The 21761-nt window shown below is 65.3% G+C and carries 20 protein-coding genes and 1 tRNA gene; 15 read left to right on the forward strand and 6 right to left on the reverse strand.

All coding sequences use genetic code 11. The features are described 5' to 3' along the window. Positions 1 to 87: 87 nt before the first annotated feature. The 4 genes from HV786_RS02650 (at position 88) to HV786_RS02665 (ending at position 3448) form a co-directional block, all read left to right on the forward strand. Positions 88 to 1428 carry a replication-associated recombination protein A gene (locus tag HV786_RS02650; RefSeq protein WP_128827589.1) on the forward strand — a complete coding sequence of 447 codons (1341 nt, stop codon included), beginning with the start codon at positions 88 to 90 and terminating at the stop codon, positions 1426 to 1428. Positions 1429 to 1473: 45 nt separating this feature from the next. Further along, positions 1474 to 2820, forward strand: coding sequence for a serine--tRNA ligase (serS, locus tag HV786_RS02655; protein ID WP_056321392.1), 1347 nt, complete (start codon positions 1474 to 1476; stop codon positions 2818 to 2820). Between the two features lie 234 nt (positions 2821 to 3054). Beyond that, a complete protein-coding gene (locus HV786_RS02660; protein ID WP_128827590.1) occupies positions 3055 to 3303 on the forward strand; it encodes a hypothetical protein in 249 nt (82 codons plus the stop codon). Continuing rightward, positions 3290 to 3448 (forward strand): hypothetical protein, encoded by a 159-nt coding sequence (locus HV786_RS02665; protein WP_155721871.1) that lies wholly within the window; start codon positions 3290 to 3292, stop codon positions 3446 to 3448. Before HV786_RS02660 ends, HV786_RS02665 begins: the two co-directional genes overlap by 14 nt. 85 nt (positions 3449 to 3533) lie before the next feature. On the opposite strand, the gene HV786_RS02670 is transcribed toward HV786_RS02665, so the two are convergent. Both HV786_RS02670 and HV786_RS02675 read right to left on the reverse strand, forming a co-directional pair. Further along, on the reverse strand, positions 3534 to 3860 hold the full coding sequence (locus tag HV786_RS02670) for a virulence factor (protein WP_056321394.1): 327 nt from the start codon (positions 3858 to 3860) through the stop codon (positions 3534 to 3536). A gap of 295 nt (positions 3861 to 4155) precedes the next feature. Continuing rightward, positions 4156 to 4668 (reverse strand): ASCH domain-containing protein, encoded by a 513-nt coding sequence (locus tag HV786_RS02675; protein WP_128827591.1) that lies wholly within the window; start codon positions 4666 to 4668, stop codon positions 4156 to 4158. Between the two features lie 196 nt (positions 4669 to 4864). On the opposite strand from HV786_RS02675, the gene HV786_RS02680 reads away from it, so the two are divergent. Both HV786_RS02680 and HV786_RS02685 read left to right on the forward strand, forming a co-directional pair. Beyond that, positions 4865 to 5062 carry a hypothetical protein gene (locus HV786_RS02680; protein ID WP_056568607.1) on the forward strand — a complete coding sequence of 66 codons (198 nt, stop codon included), beginning with the start codon at positions 4865 to 4867 and terminating at the stop codon, positions 5060 to 5062. 1 nt (position 5063) lies between these two features. Next, positions 5064 to 6254: an amidohydrolase family protein gene (locus HV786_RS02685; RefSeq protein WP_175209930.1), complete on the forward strand. Its 1191-nt coding sequence runs from the start codon at positions 5064 to 5066 to the stop codon at positions 6252 to 6254. Here the strand turns inward: HV786_RS02685 and HV786_RS02690 are convergent. Continuing rightward, positions 6251 to 7153 carry a LysR family transcriptional regulator gene (locus tag HV786_RS02690; protein ID WP_175209932.1) on the reverse strand — a complete coding sequence of 301 codons (903 nt, stop codon included), beginning with the start codon at positions 7151 to 7153 and terminating at the stop codon, positions 6251 to 6253. The genes HV786_RS02685 and HV786_RS02690 overlap by 4 nt on opposite strands. A 160-nt stretch (positions 7154 to 7313) precedes the next feature. Here HV786_RS02690 and HV786_RS02695 point away from each other — a divergent pair, with 160 nt between their 5' ends. Both HV786_RS02695 and HV786_RS02700 read left to right on the forward strand, forming a co-directional pair. After that, complete coding sequence (locus tag HV786_RS02695) at positions 7314 to 8441, forward strand: mandelate racemase/muconate lactonizing enzyme family protein (RefSeq protein ID WP_063954856.1); 1128 nt, start codon at positions 7314 to 7316, stop codon at positions 8439 to 8441. A gap of 183 nt (positions 8442 to 8624) precedes the next feature. Then, on the forward strand, positions 8625 to 9605 hold the full coding sequence (locus tag HV786_RS02700) for a Bug family tripartite tricarboxylate transporter substrate binding protein (protein ID WP_128827593.1): 981 nt from the start codon (positions 8625 to 8627) through the stop codon (positions 9603 to 9605). A 166-nt stretch (positions 9606 to 9771) separates the two neighbouring features. Here HV786_RS02700 and HV786_RS02705 read toward each other — a convergent pair whose 3' ends face one another. After that, positions 9772 to 10626, reverse strand: a complete 855-nt coding sequence (locus tag HV786_RS02705; RefSeq protein ID WP_175209934.1) for an IclR family transcriptional regulator — start codon at positions 10624 to 10626, stop codon at positions 9772 to 9774. A 161-nt stretch (positions 10627 to 10787) separates the two neighbouring features. On the opposite strand from HV786_RS02705, the gene HV786_RS02710 reads away from it, so the two are divergent. The 4 genes from HV786_RS02710 to HV786_RS02725 all read left to right on the forward strand — a co-directional run bounded on the left by HV786_RS02710 (position 10788) and on the right by HV786_RS02725 (position 16032). Then, entirely contained in the window at positions 10788 to 12440 is a 1653-nt protein-coding gene (locus tag HV786_RS02710) for an MFS transporter (protein ID WP_128827594.1), read from the forward strand. 30 nt (positions 12441 to 12470) lie between these two features. Then, entirely contained in the window at positions 12471 to 13433 is a 963-nt protein-coding gene (locus HV786_RS02715) for a carbon-nitrogen hydrolase family protein (RefSeq protein ID WP_128827595.1), read from the forward strand. 3 nt (positions 13434 to 13436) lie between these two features. Then, positions 13437 to 14054 carry a flavin reductase family protein gene (locus HV786_RS02720; protein ID WP_056321417.1) on the forward strand — a complete coding sequence of 206 codons (618 nt, stop codon included), beginning with the start codon at positions 13437 to 13439 and terminating at the stop codon, positions 14052 to 14054. Between the two features lie 361 nt (positions 14055 to 14415). Continuing rightward, the gene (locus HV786_RS02725; protein WP_276529697.1) at positions 14416 to 16032 is read left to right on the forward strand and encodes a methyl-accepting chemotaxis protein; all 1617 of its coding nucleotides are present in this window, start codon (positions 14416 to 14418) and stop codon (positions 16030 to 16032) included. Between the two features lie 78 nt (positions 16033 to 16110). Here HV786_RS02725 and HV786_RS02730 read toward each other — a convergent pair. Beyond that, positions 16111 to 16201: transfer RNA gene (locus HV786_RS02730), tRNA-Ser, on the reverse strand. A gap of 234 nt (positions 16202 to 16435) precedes the next feature. On the opposite strand from HV786_RS02730, the gene HV786_RS02735 reads away from it, so the two are divergent. From HV786_RS02735 to yaaA, 3 genes are all read left to right on the forward strand, one after another. Then, on the forward strand, positions 16436 to 17653 hold the full coding sequence (locus HV786_RS02735) for a cation:proton antiporter domain-containing protein (protein ID WP_175209936.1): 1218 nt from the start codon (positions 16436 to 16438) through the stop codon (positions 17651 to 17653). 121 nt (positions 17654 to 17774) lie between these two features. Next, positions 17775 to 18557 (forward strand): 3-hydroxybutyrate dehydrogenase, encoded by a 783-nt coding sequence (locus HV786_RS02740; protein ID WP_062840421.1) that lies wholly within the window; start codon positions 17775 to 17777, stop codon positions 18555 to 18557. 16 nt (positions 18558 to 18573) lie between these two features. Then, the gene (gene yaaA / locus HV786_RS02745) at positions 18574 to 19347 is read left to right on the forward strand and encodes a peroxide stress protein YaaA (RefSeq protein ID WP_128827598.1); all 774 of its coding nucleotides are present in this window, start codon (positions 18574 to 18576) and stop codon (positions 19345 to 19347) included. Between the two features lie 176 nt (positions 19348 to 19523). Here the strand turns inward: yaaA and HV786_RS02750 are convergent, their stop codons facing one another. Next, positions 19524 to 21749 (reverse strand): FUSC family protein, encoded by a 2226-nt coding sequence (locus tag HV786_RS02750; RefSeq protein ID WP_128827599.1) that lies wholly within the window; start codon positions 21747 to 21749, stop codon positions 19524 to 19526. Positions 21750 to 21761 lie beyond the last annotated feature (12 nt).

The following is a 21761-nucleotide window of genomic DNA, read 5'->3' on the forward strand; positions in this document are numbered from 1 at the left end:
GCTGGTGCAACGGCCGGCGGGCGCCAGGGCGCGGGCATGGTGTAATGCAGGCTTGAAATCCTTGCTGCATCCCTTCATCTGCTGCCAATGAGCAACGATCTCTTCGCGGCCGATCCCGCGCATCGGCCCTATGTTCCCCTGGCCGAACGCCTGCGTCCCCGCACCCTGTCCGACGTGGTTGGCCAGTCGCATCTGCTGGGCCCCGACAAGCCCCTGCGCGTCGCCTTCGAATCCGGCCGTCCGCACTCCATGATCTTCTGGGGGCCGCCCGGCGTGGGCAAGACCACGCTGGCGCGCCTGATGGCCGACGGCTTCGACGCGCAGTTCATCGCCATCTCGGCCGTGCTGGGCGGCGTGAAGGACATCCGCGACGCCGTGACGGTGGCGCAGGTCGCGCAAGGCCAGGGCCGGCGCACCATCCTCTTCGTCGACGAAGTCCACCGCTTCAACAAGGCGCAGCAGGACGCCTTCCTGCCGTACGTCGAAAGCGGGCTGTTCACGTTCATCGGCGCCACCACCGAGAACCCTTCGTTCGAGGTCAACTCGGCCTTGCTGTCGCGGGCGCGCGTGTATGTGCTGCAATCGTTGACGGCAGAAGAACTGCAGCAGCTCGTTGACCGTGCGGTCGCGGCGCTCAATGAAGGACAGGAACCGGGCGACACCATCCGCATCGAGCCCGACGCGCGCGAGCAGCTGGCCGCGTGGGCCGACGGCGACGCGCGCCGCCTGATCAGCGCGGTGGAAGTCGTGGCTGAGTCTGCGCAGTCCGCCGGACGCGACACGGTGGACGCCGCCTGGCTGGAGATTTCGCTGTCGCAGAACCTGCGGCGCTTCGACAAGGGCGGCGACGCCTTCTACGACCAGATCAGCGCGCTGCACAAGTCGGTGCGCGGCTCGAACCCGGACGCGGCGCTGTACTGGTTCTGCCGCATGATCGACGGCGGCGCCGATCCCAAGTACCTGTCGCGCCGCCTGGTGCGCATGGCGGTGGAAGACATCGGCCTGGCCGACCCCCGCGCAACGGACCTGGCCGTGAACGGCGCCGACATCTACGAGCGCCTCGGTTCCCCCGAGGGCGAGCTCGCGCTGGCGCAGGCGGTGGTGTACATGGCGTGCGCCGCCAAGTCCAACGCCGTCTACAACGCCTACAACCAGGCGCGCAAGTTCGCGGCGGAACACGGCAGCGCGCCGGTGCCCATCCACTTGCGCAATGCGCCGACCAAGCTGATGAAACAGCTGGGTCATGGCAAGGCCTACCGCTACGCGCACGACGAGCCTCACGGCTACGCCGCGGGCGAGCAATATTTCCCTGACGGACTCAAGCCTTCCTTCTACCGGCCGACCGATCGCGGCCTGGAGGCTAAAATCCAGCAGAAGCTGGCATTCCTGCGCGAGCTGGACGCACAGGAACGCGCCAAGAACCGGTGACGGGCAATCCCCCGCCGCCTTTTTTGCAACCTCACCGACCTCACCATGCTAGACCCGATACTGCTGCGCAAAGACCTGCAAACCGTCGTAGACCGCCTGAAGACCCGTGGCGTCGCCTTCGACACGGAACGGTTCAACGACCTGGAGTCTCGCCGCAAGGCCGTCCAGACCGAAACCGAGTCCCTGCAAGCCCGCCGCAATGCGCTGGCCAAGCAGATCGGCCAATTGAAGGCCAAGGGCGAGGACGCCAGCGCCGTCATGGCGGAATCGCAGGCCGTGCCCGTGCGCCTGAAGCAGCTCGAGGAAGAGCTGGCCGCCCTGCAGCAGCCGCTCAATGACCTGCTCATGTCGGTGCCGAACCTGCCGCACGCCAGCGTGCCGCTGGGCGAGTCCGCCGACGACAACGTCGAAGTGCGCCGCTGGCTGCCCGGCCAGGCCGGCGCCGACGGCAACCCGCCCGCGCTGGGCTTTGAGCCGCGCGATCACGTCGCGCTGGGCGAACCGCTGGGCCTGGACTTCGACATGGCCGCCAAGCTGTCGGGCGCGCGCTTTTCGTTCATGCGCGGCCCCATCGCCCGCCTGCACCGTGCGCTGGCCCAGTTCATGCTCGACCTGCAGACCGGCACGCACGGCTATACCGAGTGCTACACCCCGTACATCGTCAACGCCTCGACGCTGTACGGCACCGGCCAGCTGCCCAAGTTCAAGGACGACATGTTTGCGGTCTCCAAGGGCGGCGGCGACGACGATCCCAAGGTCGACGACCAGGGCAAGCCGTATGTGCGCGAAGACCAGTACCTGATCTCCACCTCGGAAATCACGCTGACCAGCGTGGCCAGCGGCACGATCCAGGCCGCCGCCGACCTGCCGCTCAAGCTCACCGCCCACACGCCGTGCTTCCGCTCAGAAGCTGGCAGCGGCGGCCGCGACACCCGCGGCATGATCCGCCAGCACCAGTTCGACAAGGTCGAAATGGTGCAGATCACGCAGCCGGACCAGTCGTACGAGGCCCTGGAAGAAATGGTCGGTCACGCCGAGCGCGTGCTGCAATTGCTGAATCTGCCGTACCGCGTCGTGCTGCTTTGCACTGGCGACATGGGTTTCGGGTCGTCCAAGACGTATGACCTGGAAGTCTGGCTGCCGGCGCAAAATACCTGGCGCGAGATTTCGTCGGTGTCCAACTGCGAAACCTTCCAGGCCCGGCGCATGCAGGCGCGTTTCCGCAATGCCCAGGGCAAGCCGGAATATGTCCACACCCTGAACGGCTCCGGCCTGGCGGTGGGCCGCGCGCTGGTCGCCGTGCTGGAAAACCACCAGCAAGAAGACGGCAGCGTGTTGATTCCGGAAGCGCTGCAGCCCTACATGGGCGGTATTACGGTACTAAAACCCTGATATTCGCGCGGCGTCCATCGGCCATTTGGCTGATAAAAAGACGGAGCCTCCGGGCTCCGTTTTTTTTTATCATTGCCGACATATTGCTGTCTTTTTGGAACGCTATCGTGCTCACGTGAGTGCTTGATTTTTGATGTGAGCAATTGTGTATTTGGCATAAAAGGGCCGGATAGTTACGGCACAATACACCGGCGTTCTACACGCTTCATTCACTTATATAACAAGGAGTTGTCCATGACTTCAAGAATGATTGGAGATTTTCGTGTGAGATGCTCTGTGGCAAAGGAAGACGAGCAGGGTTATCGGGTGCAAATATGGACTCGCCGAATTGGCGGAACCGCGCCCGAAAAATGCTGGACGGTGCCGGGTCAGGCGCCGTTCACTGATTTGCACGAAGCAGAACAGGAAAGCCGTCAGCTGTTCCAGGGCATAAATGGTGTGCGTTTTAACGGTGAACCGGAGTTTGCTCATGCGTCCGCATAATGGTTGGTGGCGGGCGTCCAGTGCGCCGCGCCGCTGGATCGATCTGGTCCAGGAATCGCCGCGTTGGGCCGATGACAAGGCCAAACCGGTTGCGCAACAACCGGCCTCGGTGGTTGCAAAGCCTGTGCAGGCGCCCGCCGCCTGACAGGTTGTCACGGGGCACCGGACATTGCCTCGACAAAAGAAAGGCCACTCGCAGGAGTGGCCTTTGCTTTTGGCGCGAGCGATTATCAATCGCGGTCGTGGCCGCGGCCCCGGTAATACCCGTGACCGTGTTTCGGACCGTGGTAGTGGCCGCGATCGTAGTAGCGCCCGCCACGGTAATACACCGGCGCCGGGTATACCACCGGCGGCGGGGGCGCGACGTACACCGGAGCCGGGCGGTAATACACCGGCGGCGGCGGCGCCACATAGACCGGCTGCGGAGCCACGTAGACCGGTGCCGGGTAGACGATTCCAGGAACGCCGATCGAGATGCCGACGTCCACGCGTGCCAAAGCGACACTGGAGATCATCAGCCCCGCGGCGCCAACACCTGCAATAAGCCATTTTTTCATCTTGCACCTGCCCGCTGCGAGACGCAGCAAAGTTGAGTATCCGTTGGCGCTATTTTCGGCGGTTTGCGCCAGCTATACGTAAGCATCCCGGCCGCAATCGCGACAATCCGCAACCGCCCCCGTTTTCCATGGGCGAGGGGTGCTGCACTGCGGCAGGGCGGGTCCGCTCTGGCGAAATGGCGATTGAAGTCGATTGAAATGGGATGGAATTAACTGAAGCCGAGGGGTGGTGTTACACCTTGACACCAACTCCGGGCGGCCGGCGCGAGCGGTGTTGCGCCCGCGCGCCAGCGCCTCAGTAATCCGACTTGTCGAAGGGCGTGGTCTGGCGATATTCGACCACCCACACCCAGGGATTGGCCGCCCACGCATGCGCGCCATAGCGTTCGCACCACATCAGCGCGAACGCCGTTTGCAGGGGCACACCGGGCAGTAGCGCGGAGCTTTGATAAAGCGCGAGCGTGCCCTCCGCACGCGCATCGGCCTCGGTCAGGTTCTGCAGCCGCTGGATACGTACGCCCACGACGACGGCGCTGGCAAACGGCGCGCCGGCTTCGTCGGCCAGGATGATGGTCTCGCCCGATTTTCCGTAGGGGCACCTGACCCAGCTTGAAGTCTTGCGCATCTCGGACGGGTTATCGGGCGACGGCCCCATGGCCACCCATCTGCCCGAATCGGCGGCGTCCGCATACCAGACCGTGGTGAACTTGGACGGTTGCGGCTTGAGGATGCGCCGGCTCTGCACCTTTGCCCCATCCAGAATGGCCTGCTTGAGCGGTTCGCTGAACTGGAGTAACTGCCGTTTCATGTGCTAGCTGTATCCCTCGCGATGAACGCTTGCGCGCTTATTGCTGTTATGGCTGGGGCCCGCACGTGCCACCTGCTTGAGACGGACTCAATCTCTGCTTCGGGGAGTATGACGTGTCACGACTTACCTGTCAGGTGGGCGCTGCACATGTGTTGTCTTTTTGAAAATGCCGAGGCGTTGTTTGTATACTCAGCGCATGACTACCGACCTCCATAATCTCAAGCCCGGTTACTACTGGTACACCATGGCCAACGACCCGCTGGCCGTCATTCATATCCATGAAGACGGCGGGGCCACGCTGATGGGCACCGACTATCGCATCGGCGCCGAAGGCGTTGCCGACATGGTCCGCCAGGGCGAGCGCTTTTTCTGGATCGAACCGCCTCAAGTCTGACATGGCGGATCTGCTCCTCACGAACGTCCGTACGCCGCAAGGCGAGGGCGTGGATGTGCTGGTGCGCGGCGGCCGCATCCTGCAAATCGGCCCCCGCCTTGAGGCCGATTCCGCCGTGAACGTCGAAGAGGGCGGCGGCGCCTTGCTGCTGCCCGCCTTCGTCGAAGGCCACACCCATCTGGACAAGACGACCTGGGGTTCCGCCTGGTATGTGAACAAGGTCGGCCCGTCCCTGACCGATCGCATCGACAACGAACGCAACTGGCGCGCCGCCACCGGGCACGACGCCGCCAGCCATTCGCATGCGCTGGCTCTGGCGTTCCTGCGGGCGGGCACGACCCGCATCCGCACCCACGTCGATATCGACACCGACGCCGGACTGAAACACCTGGAAGGCGTGCATGCCACGCGGCACGCGCTGGCCGGGCGCGTCGAGATCCAGACGGTGGCGTTTCCGCAGTCCGGCCTCCTGGCGCGCGCCGGCACGGCCGAACTGCTGGACCAGGCGCTTGCCGATGGCGCCGACGTGCTCGGCGGGCTGGACCCGTCCGCCATCGACCGTGATCCCGTGAAATCCCTGGATGTGCTGTTTGGCCTGGCCGACAAGCACGGCAAGCCGGTGGATATCCATCTGCATGAGCCCGGCGAACTGGGCGCCTTTACGCTGGAGCTGATCCTGGACCGCGTCCAGGCGCTGGACATGAAGGGCAAGGTCGTCATCAGCCACGCCTTCTGCCTGGGCGCGCTCGACGCCCGCCGTCTGGAGGGCTTGCTGCGGCGGTTGGCGCTGCTGGACGTCGCCCTGCTGACCACCGCGCCGGCGTCTCGGCCGGTGCCCTCGCCACGCGCCTGCCGCGAGGCGGCCGTGACGCTTTTTGGCGGCAATGACGGCATCCGGGACACCTGGACGCCCTACGGCAGCCCCGACATGCTGGAGCGCGCGGCGCTGATCGGGCTGCGCAACGATCTGCGCCGCGACGACGAGATCGAGTGGGCATTCGACTGCGTGACCCGCGCCGCCGCCCGCGCCTGCGGATTTGCGGACTACGGCCTGGCGCCCGGCGCGCGTGCCGATCTGGTGCTGGCCGATGCGGGCTGTATCGCCCAGGCCGTTGTGCAGCGTTCGCCGCGGCGTCTGGTGGTGTCCAGCGGCGTGGTCGTGGCGCGCAACGGCGAAGACGCCATCGCCTAGCGGGCGCGCTGGGCGGCCGTGGCGCCCAGGCCCAGCTGCGATTCGGCCACTTCCACGAAGGCTCGCATCAGTTCCGATCGCACGCCTGACCGCAGCCAGATGGCGCCCACCGTTCGTACCGGACAGGGCTCGGGCAACGGCCAGCGTTTGACGTGCGCCAGCGGCGCGCCCGTGCTGGCCCAGTCAGGCAGCAGCGCCACGCCCAGCCCCTCGGAAACCAGCTTGGCAATCGATTCGATCCCATCCAGTTCAAAACGGACCCGGGGGCGCAGGCTGCGCGCCCGCAGGTAGTCGTCCGCCATCTTGCCGCCCACCACGCTGCGGTCATAGCAGATGTACGGTTCCCGGGCGATGACGGCCAGTGGGTCGTCGACCTTCATCTGCGCAGGCGTGACCAGCACCAGCGGTTCGCGGCGCAGGTCGCGCCACGCGCAGGTCTTAGGAATGGGAAACAGGGGATGCACCAGTAGCGCGCCGTCCAATTCGCCCGACAGCACCTTGCTGTAGAGCAGCGTGGTCGGCGCCGGCTCGATATAGATCTCGATGCCCGGATGCCGCGCCACCCAGGTGCGCAGCACGGGCGGCATGATGCCGGTCAGGGCGGTGGGCGTGGCGCCCAGCCGCAAGGGTCCTGCAGGCAGATCCGTGTCCGACGCGGCCGAGCGCAGGTCGCGCACGTCGCGCAGGATGGCGCGCGCCCGCTCCAGGATGCGCACGCCGGCAGGCGTGGGTTTGACCGTACGGCCCGAGCGCGCGATCAACGCGCTGCCCACGTCGGCTTCCAGCGCGCGCAGCCGTTGCTGCACCGTCGCTGGCGTCAGCCCCTGGTGGCGGGCGGCCTGGGCGATGGAACCCAGTTCCACCACATGCACATACGTCTGCAAAAAGCGTGAATCCACAACGGCCTGCCTATCCGGAAGATGGTTTTTCCGTATTCTAAAGATGCGTGAAGATAATTGTTGTTTTCTTTGGACGGGGGAAGAATACGTCCAGGCGATCAGGCAGCGCGCGGCGCGTCGGTCGGTCCAGCCGATTTCACTGTCATCAAGGAGTTTCCCCGTGCCCATCATTGAATCCATAGACGTATGCGCCGCGGCGGTGCCTCTGGATAAAGTCACCTCGTTCTCCAACCGCACCGTGTCCACCCGCCACTATGGCCTGGTCAAGGTGCGCTCTGCCGATGGCGTCGAAGGCATTGGCTTTTGCTACGTGGGCAGCGCCGGCGGCGCCATTTTCGAGGCCGCCGTCCAGAGCCTGCTGGGACCCGTGCTGCTGGGCAAGGATTCGCATGCGGTCGAAGGCCTGTGGCAGGCGATGTATCAGGAAGCCCTGTTGCAGGGCCGGCAGGGCACGGTGATGCGCGCATTGAGCGCGCTGGACATCGCGTTGTGGGACTTGAATGCCAAGACCGCGGGCTTGCCGCTGCACAAATTCCTGGGCGCGATGGAATTGGAATCGGTGCCGGCGTATGCCAGCGGCGGTTATTACCTGGATGGCAAGACCCCGCAGCACCTGGGCGAGGAGATGGCCAGCTATGTGGCCAAGGGCTTTGGCGCCGTCAAGATGAAGACCGGCCGCCTCTCGCCCCGCGAGGAAGAAGCGCGCCTGAAGGCCGCGCGCGAAGCCGTGGGGCCGGATGTCGAGTTGATGATGGACTGCAATAACGCCTGGCAGGACGTGACGCAGGCCATGCAGTACATCCGCCGTTTTGAGCAATACGAACCGTACTTCATCGAGGAACCGTTCGGCCCGGACGACATCGACAGCCATGCCAAGCTGGCGCGGCTGACGCATCTGCCGATCGCCACGGCCGAAATCGGCTACGGCCGTTGGTATCACAAGGAACTGCTGGACAAGGGCGCTGCCGGCATCCTGCAGACGGACGCGGCGGTCTGCGGCGGCATCACCGAATGGAAGCGCATCGCGGCCACGGCGGCCAGCTACGGCGTGGTGGTGTGCCCGCACTGGTTCCATGACGTGCATGCGCCGCTGGTCGCGGCCACGCCCAACGCGCGCTATGTCGAATTCTTCTGGGACGACCAGGTGCTGAACTTCCGCAAGCTGGTCGACCGCCAACTGACCCACAAGCAGGGCCGCGTGATCCTGCATCAGGAGCCGGGGCTGGGATTCGGCTTTGACGAGCGCATGGTCGAACGCTTCGGCAAGTGGACGCGCGTCGGCCGCTAGGCCATTCGCGAGGCGCCGCGCAAAACGTCACATGCGGTGCGCATGCGGCAGCGGCGCCGGTTCACGCGGGTGTCGTACCGAAGGTCCGCATCCAGGCCGCGCCAGATGGCCGGACGCCACAGAGGCAGGCAGTGTCCACATAACCAGTTGCCGGCCTTTGGACCGGCGCGCGAGGAGACAACAATGCAACGTAGGCAATTCATCACCGGCGCCGCGGCGCTGGGAGCGGCGCTGGTGCTGCCCGCGGTGGCGCGGGCGCAGGAGATGCCGTCCGGGCCGGTGAAGATCGTGGTCGGGTTTCCAGCGGGCGGCGGCACGGATGTGCTGGCCCGCCTGCTGGGACAGAAGCTGGGCGTGCTGTGGAACATGCCCGTCATCATCGAGAACCGCGCGGGCGCGGCCGGCATCATCGCGGCCGAACAGGTCGCGCGCCAGCCGGGCGATGGCAACACGCTTTTGATGGCGCACGTGAACAGCCACGGCATCGCGCCGGGCCTGCAGCCCAAGCTTGCGTATTCGGTGGACAAGGACTTCACGCCGATCGCCCTGGTCGGCAAGACGCCCACCATCCTGATCGGCGGCGCCGGGCAACCGGCCAAGACGCTGCCCGACCTCGTCGCGCTGTGCCGCGCGCAACCGGGCAAGATCGTGTTCGGCTCAGCGGGCAGCGGATCGGCCCAGCATCTGGCGCTGGAAATCTTCAAGGCACGCGCCGGCATTGACGTGCTGCACGTGCCGTACAAGGGATCGGCGCCGCTGATGAACGATCTGCTGGGCGGGCATGTGCAATATTGCTTCGAAGGCATGACGACGGCCACGCCGTTGATCCAGTCCGGCAAGGTCATCGCGCTGGCGCAGACGCTGCAAAAGCGCTCCAAGAGCCAGCCCGATGTGCCGACGGTTGCGGAACAGGGCTACCCGGGCTTCGAGGCCAGCATCTGGTTCGGCATGGTCGGGCCGGGCGGCATGCCCGCCGCCATGGTCCAGCGCATGAGCCGCGACATCGACCAGGTGCTGGCGATGCCCGACGTGCAGGAAAAGCTGGCGCAGGTGGGCGCGGAAGACGGCGGCGGGGGCGTGCAGCGCTTTGCCGAATTCATGAAGAGCGAGCAGCAGAAATACGCGAAGACGATCCAGGACGCGAAGATCGTGGCGGAGGGATAAAGCCATATACGGGCGGTGTCTGACACCCCCGGCGCACATCTGGCATATGAAGATGGTCTTAGTTGGGTGTCAGACACCGCGATTCCGATACGGGCGGTGTCTGACACCCAAGGCGCACATCCGGCATATGAAGATGGTCTCAATGGGGTGTCAGACACCGCGTGACTCAGATGGCTGCCGCCTCCGGATCCACCCAGCCCGCCGTCGCCGAGATCGAGCGGGCTTTTTCGCTGAGCAGGCGCGCGGTGGCCGATTCCAGGTCGTCATCCACGGCGCCCACCGGCCCCATCAGCGTGATGGCCGCCTTCATTTCGCCCAGCATGTCGAAGATGGGCGCCGACAGCGACGTGAAGTGCGGCAGCAGCGCGTGGCGGCAACGGCTGATGTGGTGTTTTTGGACCTCGTCGCGAATGGCCTGCACGTCCGCCATCGTGTAGGCGTTGCCGGCGGTGCCGCCGTGGCTTTCCGGCACGGACGAGGCCATCTCCTGTTCCAGCAGCTCGCGGGTCAGCGCATCCGGCAGGTGCGCCAGGAAATTGCGGCCCAGCGCGGATGACAGCAGCGGCATCACCGTGCCGACACGCAATTCCAGGAGGGGCCGGCTGCGGCTGCCCTCGACGCGGTACACGATCGTGGGCCCCTTGTTGCCCCACACCCCCAGGAACACGGTATGGCCAGTGGCCGCGGCCACCTCGGCCATGATGGGCCGCGCCGTGGTGAACACGTCGAACTGCTCCAGGGCGGCAAGCCCCAGCCGAAGCGCGTACGGACCGAGCCCGTAATGGCCGGTGTCGGCGTGCTGCTGCACCACGCCCACCTTCTGGAAGCTCACCAGGTAGTAGTGGACATTGGGAACGGTCAGCGCACAGGCGTCCGCGATTTCCTTGAGCGGCATCGGGCGGCCGGTCTTGCGGATGACGTCCAGGATCCGGAACCCCACCTCGATCGACTGGATGCCCCTGCGCGCCGTGGCAGGCGCCTGTTCCGAATTCTTCTCAGCCTTGCCGGCGGGCCTTGCCATTGCTGCCTCCACTGTGTGCGTGGCGGCAGTGTAGCAGCGGCCTTTTTTGCCCCGTGGACCGCCGCGCCGGGTTTCCCCTAGCTTTTGCCGGTGACGCCTTAGCTTTGATAATAGTTAATGCATACAGCAGTATCAATCTAAAACATCAGGGGAAAGCAAGCATGGAAGCGAATGTCGCAATGCCCGGGATCGACGCCGGGCCGACGCTGAGCCGCAAGGAAGAACGCCAGGTCGTGGTGGCCTCCACACTGGGAACGTTGTTCGAGTGGTACGACTTTTTCATCTACGGGACGCTGGCCGTCTTCATGAGCCAGGTCCTCTTCCCGCAGGACAACCCGACCGTCGCGCTGCTGGCCGCCCTGGGCGCGCTGGCCGTGGGCTTCATCATCCGGCCGCTGGGCGCGGTGATGTTCGGCTACCTGGGGGACAAGCTGGGCCGCAAGTACACCTTCCTGATCACCGTCGTCATGATGGGCGGCGCCACCGTGCTGATCGGCTGCCTGCCCACCTACGAAACGGCGGGCCACCTGTCCTGGATCCTGCTGCTGACGCTGCGGGTGGTGCAGGGCCTGGCCGTCGGCGGGGAATACGGCGGCGCGGTGATCTACGTCGCGGAACATTGCGAGCCGCGGCGCCGGGGCCTCTTGACCGGCTGGATCCAGATCACCTCGTCGGCGGGGCTGATCCTGTCGCTGGTCGTGATCCTGTGCGTCCAGGCCTCGATGAGCGCCGAGGACTTCCGCCAGTGGGGATGGCGCCTGCCGTTCATCCTGTCGATCGTGATGCTGGCCATCTCGATCTACGTCCGCGCCAAGCTGCACGAATCGCCGGTCTTCACGCGCATGAAGCAGCAGAACCGACTGTCCAAGAACCCGGTCAAGGAAACGTTCGGCCAATGGCCCAGCCTGCGGCTTGTGCTGCTGGCGCTGATCGGCGTCACGGCGGGGCAGGGCGCAACGTACTTCACCGGCCAGTTCTACGTCATGATCTTCCTGCAGCAGGCCGTGCAGCTTGACCAGACCACCGTCTACACGCTGATCCTGATCGGCTTCATCATCGGCGCGCCGACCTTCGTGCTGTTCGGCTGGCTGTCGGACAAGGTGGGGCGCAAGTGGATCATGATGGCGGGCCTGTTCATCGGTGCGGTGGGCTACCACGCCATGTTCGACGTCCTGCTCAATGCCGGCAATCCGGCGCTGGCGCAGGCGATGCAGACGACGCCCGTCCGCGTGCATGCCGACACCACTGGCGGCGCCTGCGATTTCGGGCTGCAGGCCGCCATGATCGGCAGCCACGCCGACCACAAGAAGGTGTGCGTGCAGGCCAAGAAATTCCTGGTCGGCAAGGGCATCAACTTTGAATATGCCGCGCCGATTCCGGGGCAGGAGATCGCGATGAGCGTGGGCGGCGCCACCGTCAACGGCTTTGACCGCGCGGCGTACGCCAAGGCGCTGACCGCGGCCGGCTATCCGGAAAAGGCCGATCCGGCGCGGATCGACCGCGCCACCATCATCCTGATCCTGGTGCTCATGACCGCCGTCGTTGCCATGGTCTATGGTCCGGTCGCGTCCTATCTGGTGGAATTGTTCCCCGCGCGCATCCGGTATACGGCGCTGTCCTTTCCGTATCACATCGGCGCCGGCATATTTGGCGGTATCGTGCCCTTTACCGCCACCTACCTGGCGCAGGCCAGCGGCAATATCTTCGGCGGCCTGATGTACCCGGTGACGGTGATGGTGATCGTGGGCGTGATCGGCAGCTTGCTGCTGCCCAACACGCGCGCGCAGGCCATCGACGAAGACCCGGTCCACTAACAACAACGCGACAAGGAAGCGAGCAGAGACATGTCCGTGCAAACAACGTTCAAGGCCGCCGTCATTCAGGCGGCGTCCATTCCCACCGACAGCGTGGCCTGCGCCCAGAAGGCGGCCGGGCTCATCCGCCAGGCGGCCGAGCAGGGCGCCCGCGTGCAGGTGTTTCCCGAGGCCTTCCTGGGCGGATATCCCAAGGGCAACTCCTTCGGCGCGCCCATCGGCATGCGCAAACCCGAGGGCCGCGACGCGTTCGCCCAGTACCATCGGCAGGCCATCCGCCTGGACGGCGAAGAAGTCGCGCTGGTCGCGCAGGCCGCGGCCGATACCAACAGCTTCGTGGTCATGGGCTGCATCGAGGCCGACGGCGGCACGCTGTATTGCACCGTGCTGTACTTCAATGGCCAGGCCGGCCTGGCGGGCAAGCACCGAAAACTGATGCCCACCGCGGGCGAGCGGCTGATCTGGGGCTTTGGCGACGGGTCCACCATGCCCGTCATCGACACGCCCTACGGCAAGATCGGTGCGGTGATCTGCTGGGAGAACTACATGCCCATGCTGCGCATGTACATGTACAGCCAGGGTGTGGCGCTGTACTGCGCGCCCACCGCGGACGACCGCGACACCTGGGTGCCCAGCATGCGCCACATTGCGCTGGAAGGCCGCTGCTACGTGCTGACGGCGTGCCAGCACCTGCGCCGCAGCGCGTACCCCGAAGACTTCGAATGCGCCTTGGGCGATGCGCCGGACACGGTGCTGATGCGCGGCGGCAGCGCCATCATCGGCCCGCTCGGCGAGGTGCTGGCCGGCCCGGATTTCTCGGAAGAGACCATCCTGTACGCCGACATCGAGCCCAATCAGATCCTGCGCGGCAAGTACGACTTCGACGTGTCCGGACACTACGCCCGCCCCGACGTCTTCCAGCTGCAGGTGGACACTCGCGAGAAGCGCGCGGTGTCGGCGACCGGCCCCGCCGCCGCGCCGCAGGAGGCTTGATCGATGGAGTTCGATTTCAGCGCCTTGCCGGCGCAGACGGTCTACAACATCCTCACCTCGACCGTCACGCCGCGTCCGATCGCCTGGGTCACCACCGTGTCGGGCAAAGGCGTGGTCAACGCGGCGCCCTTCAGTTTCTTCAACGTGATGGGGCATCAGCCGCCGACGGTCGCGATCGGCCTGATGCGCCATCCCGATGGCGATTTCAAGGACACGGGCGCCAACATCATCGAGAACGGCGAGTTCGTGGTGAACCTGGTGCCGGAGTCGCTGGTCCGCGAAATGAACCAGACCTGCGCCGATTACCCAGCCGACGTGGACGAGATGGCCGCGGCCGGCCTGACGGCGCTCGCGTCCACGCATGTCCGGCCGCCGCGCATCCAGGGCAGCCCGGTGGCGCTGGAATGCGTCAGCCAGGCAACGGTCGTGACCGGTCCGCGCCAGATCGTCGTCATCGGCCGCGTCCTGGGCGCGCACGTCGAGGACGCCTATGTACGCGACGCCGAACGCGGCCACGTGGACACGCCGGCGCTTGGGCTGATTGCCCGCATGCACGGCGGCGGCTGGTACGCGCGCAGTACTGACACCTTCCAGCTTGCGCGGCCGACGACGCCGGATTGATCTGACAACGGCCTTCGGGCCGTTTTTTGCCTGTGCGTTGCGGCCGGAAAGCGGCTTTTTTACAACGCCGCCGGCGCGTTTGACGCAATGCGTCGAGGTTGCGTCAATAACGCCTTCATTTCCCCCGATGACCCCCAAATCCGGACTGCTAGCATCCGTTCGACCGTCGCGAGAACCCTCGACAACTCGACCTCTCCGCCGGCAATTCTCAGACACAACGGACACCATTATTGGGGGCGGATAACCAGGGGCTTGCGAGCATCTGGCCTGTTTTGGAGGCGGCGCAATTCCGCCGCCGAGGCATCCGCCCGAGCCCGCATTCACACTTGCCCTGGAAGCCGCCGGAGGCAGTATGAAAAACATGAAGCTTGGAACCCGCCTGGCGGGTGGTTTCGCCATCTTGCTGGCCATGATCATGGTCATGTGCGTCGTCGGGCTGGTCAGCCTGGCCAACATCAACGATTCGGTCGACACGCTGACGCAACGTTCACTGACCAAGGAGCGGCTGATCAACGACTGGGCGCGCAACATCCAGACCGGGGTCACCCGGACCACCGCGATCGCCAAGAGCGCCGACGCCAGCCTGGCGGGCTTTTTCACCGAGGAAGCGGCGGCCTCTACCCGCAACTCGTCGGCCTTGCAGCAGAAGATCGAGCCGCTGATCGAGACCGACGAGGAAAAGGCGCTGTGGCAGGGAATCAGCAAGGCGCGGGCGGACTACCTGCGCACGCGCGACGGCATCTTCAAGGCCAAGCAGGAAGGCAACGTCGAGGCCGCCAACAAGATCTTCACGCAGGAGTTCCTGCCCGCCACGCGCCAGTTCATCGACAACATCAATCGCCTGTCCGCGCTGCAACGCGCCGACATCGATGCGCGGGCCGCGGAGATCGAAGCGTCCTACGGCAACGCGAACCTGTGGATGATCGTGATCGGCTCCATCGCAGTGGTGTGTGGTCTCTTGATGTCCGTGCTGCTCACGCGCAGCATCACCCGTCCGCTGTCCGACGCCGTGCGCGTGGCGCGCACTGTCGCCGCCAACGACCTGACCAGCACGATCGTCGTGCGGTCCCGTGACGAGATCGGCCAGTTGATGATGGCGCTGGAATCCATGAACGCAAACCTGGCCGCCACGGTCGCCCGCATCCGGACCGGTGTGGACAGCATCGCGTCCGCGTCTGGCGAAATCGCGGCAGGCAATACCGATCTGTCGTCCCGCACCGAACAGCAGGCCGCTTCGCTGGAAGAAACGGCCGCTTCGATGGAACAGCTGTCCTCCACGGTCAAGCAGAACGCCGATAGCGCCAAGCAGGCCAACCAGCTTGCCGCGGCGGCTTCGGAAACCGCATCGCGCGGCGGCGCCACCGTGTCCGAAGTCGTCAGCACCATGAACGCGATCTCCGCCAGCTCGGTGAAGATCTCGGACATCGTGTCGGTGATCGACGGCATTGCATTCCAGACCAACATCCTGGCCCTGAACGCCGCCGTGGAAGCCGCGCGGGCTGGCGAGCAGGGCAAGGGCTTCGCGGTCGTGGCCGCCGAGGTGCGGACGCTGGCGCAGCGCAGCGCCCAGGCCGCCAAGGAGATCAAGGTGCTGATCGAAGACACCGTGCAGAAGATCGGCCAGGGCTCGGGCAGCGCCGAACGCGCCGGTGCCACCATGCAGGAGATTGTCAGTTCCGTGCAGCGCGTGACCGACATCATGGGCGAAATCGCCGCGGCCTCGGCCGAACAGGCCGACGGCATCGAACAGGTCAACCGCGCCGTGTCGCAGATGGACGAGGTGACCCAGCAGAACGCCGCGCTGGTCGAGGAGGCCGCCGCGGCGGCGGGATCGATGCAGGATCAGTCGGCCGATCTGACGCGGGCGGTGAGCGCGTTCAGGTTGCCGGGCGGCGCAGAGCGGGTGTTGGCGGTTGAGGCGGTGTCGTCCGTCCACGCTGCCGAAACGCCGGCGTCGCGGCGGCTGGCTGCTTATTGATCAGCCCACGCAAAGCCGCGCAAAGAACGCACAAAGAAAAAAGCCCCTGATTTCTCAGGGGCTTCATTCTTTAATACTTGGCGGAGAGGGTGGGATTCGAACCCACGGTACGGGGATACCGTACGCCTGATTTCGAGTCAGGTACATTCGACCACTCTGCCACCTCTCCGTGGCTGGGTTCCGTAACGGTGAACGCTTGGATTAACAAGCCTTCACTAAAGATCCCTGGTCGGAAGGATCTTCGTTGTCGGAGCAGCGAAGCCCGCAATTCTACAGGATTTTTTTCTTTTGTGTAAAGGGGCGGATAAAAGGAAGGGTAAAAGGACCACAACGGGTTTCATCCGGCTTTCAGCCGGGGCAATCTTTGGCCAGAATTCTTCCCATTCCGCCCTCTGCCCATCCCATGGACCTCATCCTCATCCTGCTGCTCGCCGCGGTGCTGTGTGTGCCCGTCACACAAATGCTGGGTCTGGGCGCCATTCCCGGCTATCTGATCGCAGGCATCCTGGTCGGCCCATCGTGCTTCAAGCTGGTCACCAATGTGGACACGATGATCGGCGTCTCGCAGTGGGGCGTCGTGATGATGCTGTTCATCATCGGACTGGAGCTGTCGCCCAAGCGCCTGTGGGCGATGCGAAACGAAGTCTTTGTCCTGGGGTCGCTGCAGATGCTGGTGTGCGGCCTGCTGCTGGGCGTGGTGTTTGGCGCGGCCCTGCGGCATCTGGCCGGCATGGAATGGCAGGCGGCTGTGCTGTGCGGCCTGTCGCTGGCGCTGTCGTCCACTGCGGTGGCGCTGCGCCTGCTCGACGAGCGCCAGTTGACCCGCGCGCCGCTGGGGCGCTCGGCGCTGGGGGTGCTGCTGTTTCAGGACATGGCCGCGATTCCGATGCTGGTGGCAGCCGGCCTCCTGGGTTCGGATGGCACGTCGGCCCCGTCCTTCAAGGAAGCGCTGGTCGCCGTGGCGGTGGTGGCGCTGGCCTACCGGCTGCGCCTCCTGGGGTGGGCGGCCAAGGCGGAATTGAACGAACTGTTTACCGCCGCCGCGCTGCTGATGGTGGTGGGCGCCGCCCAGTTGTTCGACTATGCGGGCCTGTCGGCCGGCCTGGGCGGCTTCCTGGTAGGCGTGCTGATGGCCGAATCGCGCTACCGGCACGAGCTCGAAAAGGCGATCGACCCGTTCAAGGGGTTGCTGCTGGGCCTGTTCTTCGTGGCCATCGGCATGTCCATCAACTTGAAGGTGGTGGCCCATCACTGGATGTTCATCTGCGCTGGCGTGCTTGCCCTGCTGGCGGTCAAGGCCGTCATCCTTTACGGCTTTGCCCGCTTTCTGGGGTTGCCCCGTTACCACCGCCTGCTGTTTGCGCTGGTGCTGGCGCAGGGCGGCGAGTTCAGCTTCGCCATCTTCAACGAAGCGTGGGACAACCATCTGGTCAACCTGGAGCAGCGCGACGTGTTGTCGGTGATCGTCGCCGTGTCGATGGGCGTGGTGCCGGTGCTGATCAAGGTGCTAGAGAGCGTGCCCGAAAAGTACGGCGGCATGGCCGGCCTGCCGGTGGCGGACGCCGCGCCGCCCGCCGACGCCGCGTCATCGTCCCCGGCGGACAAGCCGCCCGCCGCTTGACCCTGCGGCGGGTGATGGCATGGCATGATGGGCGCCTTGCCGGGCAGCTACACTTGTAGCCCTGTTCGTTTGCCCCCTTTTCGTTTTCCTCACTTATGCGCCCGCTCACAGGAGAAAGCTCATGCTCAAAGGAAAAGTAGCGCTTGTCACCGGTTCCACCAGCGGCATCGGCCTGGGTATCGCCACGGCCTTCGCCCAGCAGGGTGCGGACATCGTGCTGAACGGTTTCGGCGACGCGGCCGACATTGAAAAGCTGCGTTCGGAACTGGCCAGCAAGCATGGCGTGAAGGTCATCTACGACGGCGCGGACCTGTCCAAGGGAGCGGCCGTGCGCGAGCTGGTCGAGAACACCGTGCGCCAGTTGGGCCGCATCGACATCCTGGTCAATAACGCCGGCATCCAGCACACGGCGCTGATCGAAGATTTCCCGGCCGAAAAGTGGGACGCCATCCTGGCGCTGAATCTGTCCGCCGTCTTTCACGGCACCGCCGCCGCCCTGCCGCACATGAAGAAGCAAGGCTCGGGCCGCATCATCAATATCGCGTCGGCGCACGGTCTGGTGGCCTCGGCCAGCAAGTCGGCCTATGTGGCGGCCAAGCACGGCGTGGTGGGATTCACCAAGGTCACGGCGCTGGAAACGGCCGGGCAGGGCATCACCGCCAACGCCATCTGCCCGGGCTGGGTGCGCACCCCGCTCGTCGAAAAGCAGATCACCGCGCTGGCCGAAAAGAATGGCGTGGACCAGGAAGCCGCTGCCCGAGAACTGCTCAGCGAAAAGCAGCCGTCCCTGCAATTCGTGACGCCGGAACAACTGGGCGGCACGGCCGTATTCCTGGCTTCGGATGCCGCTGCGCAAATCACCGGCACGACCGTCTCCGTCGATGGCGGCTGGACGGCGCGCTAAATCAAGGAAATCCTGAATGCTGTTGTTGCTTTCCCCCGCCAAGAAGCTGGACTACGACTCGCCGCTGCACATCGAGACGCACACCCAGCCGATGTTCGTGGATCAGGCCGCAGGCCTGATCAAGGTCCTGAAGACCAAGACCGCCGAGGACATCTCGGCACTCATGAGCCTGAGCCCGGCCCTGTCCGAGCTGAACGTCCAGCGCTACGCGCACTGGAAGCGCAGCTTCACGCAGGCCAACTCGCGCCAGGCCGTGCTGGCCTTCAATGGCGACGTCTACGAAGGCCTGGACGCCGCTACCCTGTCGGCCAAGCAGCTCGACTGGGCCCAGGAGCATGTCGCCATCCTGAGCGGTCTGTACGGCGTGCTGCGCCCGCTCGACCTGATGCAGCCCTACCGGCTGGAAATGGGCACGCGGCTGGAGAACCCCAAGGGCAAGAACCTGTATGAATACTGGGGCAGCACCATCGCGGACTACCTGAACGAGCGCCAGGCGGGCCAGAAGGCGCCGGTCATCATCAACCTGGCCTCCGAGGAGTATTTCAAGTCGGTGGACCAGAAGGTGTTGAAGGCGCGGGTGGTGCAGTGCGTGTTCCAGGACTGGAAGAACGGCGCCTGGAAGGTCATCAGCTTTCATGCCAAGCGCGCGCGCGGCCTGATGGCGCGCTACGCGATCCAGCACAAGATCGCCAAGCCGGAAGGGCTGCAGGGGTTTGATCTGGAAGGCTACGCGTACGACGCATCGGCGTCGTCGGCGGACAAGCTGGTGTTCCGCCGCAAGCTGGACTGACGGAGTCGCCGGGCGGGATAGGTGTCAGACACCCCGGAAGCGGTGCGGTCGCTTGAGGACTGTCTCGTTGGGGTGTCAGAAACCTGGTTCAGACTTCGCCTTTTCACAAAAAATGCCGGCCTGGCATCTGCGCCAGGCCGGCATTTTTTTCGCCCGCGGAACCGGCGGACCCCGGCTTAGGAGGCTGCCGCCGCCACCGGCGGCGCATGCAGCGGGTCGGCCAGCGCCTGCAGTTCCTGGCGGATCATGTGGGTGGCCTTGAGCATCTGCTTGACGGGATAAACCAGCGCGGCCTGATCGCCGGCGGTGTCGAACTGCGTGGGCAGGTCCAGCGGCACGCGCGGGCTGTTTTCGTCCAGCAGGACGGTCATGCCGTCCAAGGCCTGCCTGATGGGCTCGGGCGTGGCGGGCAGCGCCGCCAGGATGGGAATCGCGGCGGTGATCTGCGAGGCCAGCACGTGGTTCTGGATCAGCAGGTTGTTCAGTTCCGGCACGTCCACCTGATGCGACTTGGGTTCGCTCATCATCCGGTAGAACGCCTCGGCGAAATTGCTGAAGGCGATGTGCACGTTCTTGCGCGCCAATCGCCAGGCCAGGTCGGCGTCGGTGACAGCCGGCGTCTCGGCGGCGGCTTCGCCCACCGGCGCGCCGTGCGCCTGCATGGCTTCGACGTAGCGCAGGCCGGCCAGCAGGTACTCGCGGTTGGCGCGGGTCGCGGCCGAGGCCAGCGGCTTCAGGTAACGCGCCTCCCACCATGGCAGGATGTAGCTGCAGACCAGCGCCAGCGCGCAGCCCAGCAGCGTGTCGATGGCGCGTTCGCCGATCACCGACATGGACACGGTGCCCGGCGACACGAAGTGGAACACCAGCACCACGAACAAGGTGTTGAAGATCGCGCTGGCCATGTAGTTCAGCTGCACCAGGCTGTTGCCCATGATGCACGCGCCCAGCAGCACGGCGAACAGGATGCTGGGCTCGTCGGTCACGTTAAAGAGCAGCAGCGCGGCGATGCAGCCGATCAGGGTGCCCATCAGGCGCCAGCCATTGCGCTGGCGCGTCAGCGCGAAGCCCGGCTTCATGATGATCACGATGGTCAGCATGATCCAGTAGTTGTGCGCCGAGAACTCGGGCGACAGCCAGCGGCTGGCCAGCGTCATCGCGATCGCCGCGGCGGCCGTCACGCGCAGCGCGTAGCGGAAATGCGGAGAATCCAGCCGCAGGTTGCTGGTCAAGAGGCCGAACCGGAATTCCTGGCGCGAAATGAACCGCGTCAGCGACTTGTTGATGCGCAGCACATCGGTCGGCTTGGCGTCGGGCGAGGCCGCGGTGTGATCGGCCAGCCGGTCCACGATGCGCGCCGAATTGCGCAGGCGCCGCAGCACCTGGACGATGAGCGCCAGCATCTCCGGATCGCGCTCGCCCAACCCCTGCTGCTTCAACTGTTCGATCTCGTATTCGATGGCGCGCAGTTCGGCCTTGGCGCTGCTGCGGTACTGCACCTTGCGCCCGCGCGAGACGTCCAGCGCGATGCGGTTCAGCTCCAGCGACATCTTCACCAGCGCGTCGCGCATGAAGATCAGGCAATCGTTGCCGGCCAGCGTGCGGCGCAGCGCGGCGTAGTCGGTGTGCGTGGCGACCAGCGTGTCCAGCAGTTGCAGCATGTCCACGAACATGTTCCAGATCATCACGCGCTGGCGATCGCCCAGTCCCTTGCCGCGGGGCAGGGCGCGCAACACCATGTCGCGCGCGGCCTGGTGTTTCTCTGTCATGACCGATTGGCGCTGGATCAGGTTGCGGTAGGCCTCGTCCAGATCCGAGGTCTCGTCGTAGAAGTTGGCGCGCGCGGCCACGTAGTCGGCGGTGGCAAACAGCGCCACCGACATGGCCTGCTGCTCTTCGCGCAGCCAGAACAGCCGCGAAAACCCCAAACTGAACACCACATAGAACAGCGCGCCGCCCAGCGTGGCGGCGGCATGGGACAGGACTTCGTGCGGCGCCAGCGGCGAATGCATGGTCAGCGTCATCAGCAAGAGGCCCGCAAAGCCGATCAGGCCGCCGCGCTTGCCGAACACGGTGAACATGGAATAGACGAAGCACTGCGCGATGACCACCAGCCAGATCAGCACCGGATGCGTGGATGCCAGCCCCGTGATGATGACGGTGATCGTGCCCAGCGCCGCGCCGCCCAGCATTTCGTTGGTGCGATGCCGCTGCGGACCGCCCGGCTGGTCGATGATGGCCAGGCATTGGGCGCCGAAGGTCGCCACCAGGCCGGTCGTGTAATTGCCGAAGATGCCGCCCAGCACCAGCACGGGCAACAGCATGCCAACCCCCTGGCGCACCCCTCCGAAGAAGTAATGGCTATAGAGAAAGCGGCGGATGCTGGCAATGCGTAAATCCATGGGCGGCGGCTC

Source organism: Achromobacter mucicolens (genome assembly GCF_902859725.1).
Taxonomy (GTDB): Bacteria; Pseudomonadota; Gammaproteobacteria; order Burkholderiales; family Burkholderiaceae_B; genus Achromobacter; species Achromobacter mucicolens.

What these genes read in the sequence shown, in the direction of transcription:
- HV786_RS02650 (WP_128827589.1), top strand. Translation starts at nt 88, where the DNA reads ATGAGCAACGATCTCTTCGCGGCCGATCCCGCGCATCGGCCCTATGTT.
- serS (WP_056321392.1), top strand. Translation starts at nt 1,474, where the DNA reads ATGCTAGACCCGATACTGCTGCGCAAAGACCTGCAAACCGTCGTAGAC.
- HV786_RS02660 (WP_128827590.1), top strand. Translation starts at nt 3,055, where the DNA reads ATGACTTCAAGAATGATTGGAGATTTTCGTGTGAGATGCTCTGTGGCA.
- HV786_RS02665 (WP_155721871.1), top strand. Translation starts at nt 3,290, where the DNA reads ATGCGTCCGCATAATGGTTGGTGGCGGGCGTCCAGTGCGCCGCGCCGC.
- HV786_RS02670 (WP_056321394.1), bottom strand. Translation starts at nt 3,860, where the DNA reads ATGAAAAAATGGCTTATTGCAGGTGTTGGCGCCGCGGGGCTGATGATC.
- HV786_RS02675 (WP_128827591.1), bottom strand. Translation starts at nt 4,668, where the DNA reads ATGAAACGGCAGTTACTCCAGTTCAGCGAACCGCTCAAGCAGGCCATT.
- HV786_RS02680 (WP_056568607.1), top strand. Translation starts at nt 4,865, where the DNA reads ATGACTACCGACCTCCATAATCTCAAGCCCGGTTACTACTGGTACACC.
- HV786_RS02685 (WP_175209930.1), top strand. Translation starts at nt 5,064, where the DNA reads ATGGCGGATCTGCTCCTCACGAACGTCCGTACGCCGCAAGGCGAGGGC.
- HV786_RS02700 (WP_128827593.1), top strand. Translation starts at nt 8,625, where the DNA reads ATGCAACGTAGGCAATTCATCACCGGCGCCGCGGCGCTGGGAGCGGCG.
- HV786_RS02705 (WP_175209934.1), bottom strand. Translation starts at nt 10,626, where the DNA reads ATGGCAAGGCCCGCCGGCAAGGCTGAGAAGAATTCGGAACAGGCGCCT.
- HV786_RS02710 (WP_128827594.1), top strand. Translation starts at nt 10,788, where the DNA reads ATGGAAGCGAATGTCGCAATGCCCGGGATCGACGCCGGGCCGACGCTG.
- HV786_RS02715 (WP_128827595.1), top strand. Translation starts at nt 12,471, where the DNA reads ATGTCCGTGCAAACAACGTTCAAGGCCGCCGTCATTCAGGCGGCGTCC.
- HV786_RS02720 (WP_056321417.1), top strand. Translation starts at nt 13,437, where the DNA reads ATGGAGTTCGATTTCAGCGCCTTGCCGGCGCAGACGGTCTACAACATC.
- HV786_RS02725 (WP_276529697.1), top strand. Translation starts at nt 14,416, where the DNA reads ATGAAGCTTGGAACCCGCCTGGCGGGTGGTTTCGCCATCTTGCTGGCC.
- HV786_RS02735 (WP_175209936.1), top strand. Translation starts at nt 16,436, where the DNA reads ATGGACCTCATCCTCATCCTGCTGCTCGCCGCGGTGCTGTGTGTGCCC.
- HV786_RS02740 (WP_062840421.1), top strand. Translation starts at nt 17,775, where the DNA reads ATGCTCAAAGGAAAAGTAGCGCTTGTCACCGGTTCCACCAGCGGCATC.
- yaaA (WP_128827598.1), top strand. Translation starts at nt 18,574, where the DNA reads ATGCTGTTGTTGCTTTCCCCCGCCAAGAAGCTGGACTACGACTCGCCG.
- HV786_RS02750 (WP_128827599.1), bottom strand. Translation starts at nt 21,749, where the DNA reads ATGGATTTACGCATTGCCAGCATCCGCCGCTTTCTCTATAGCCATTAC.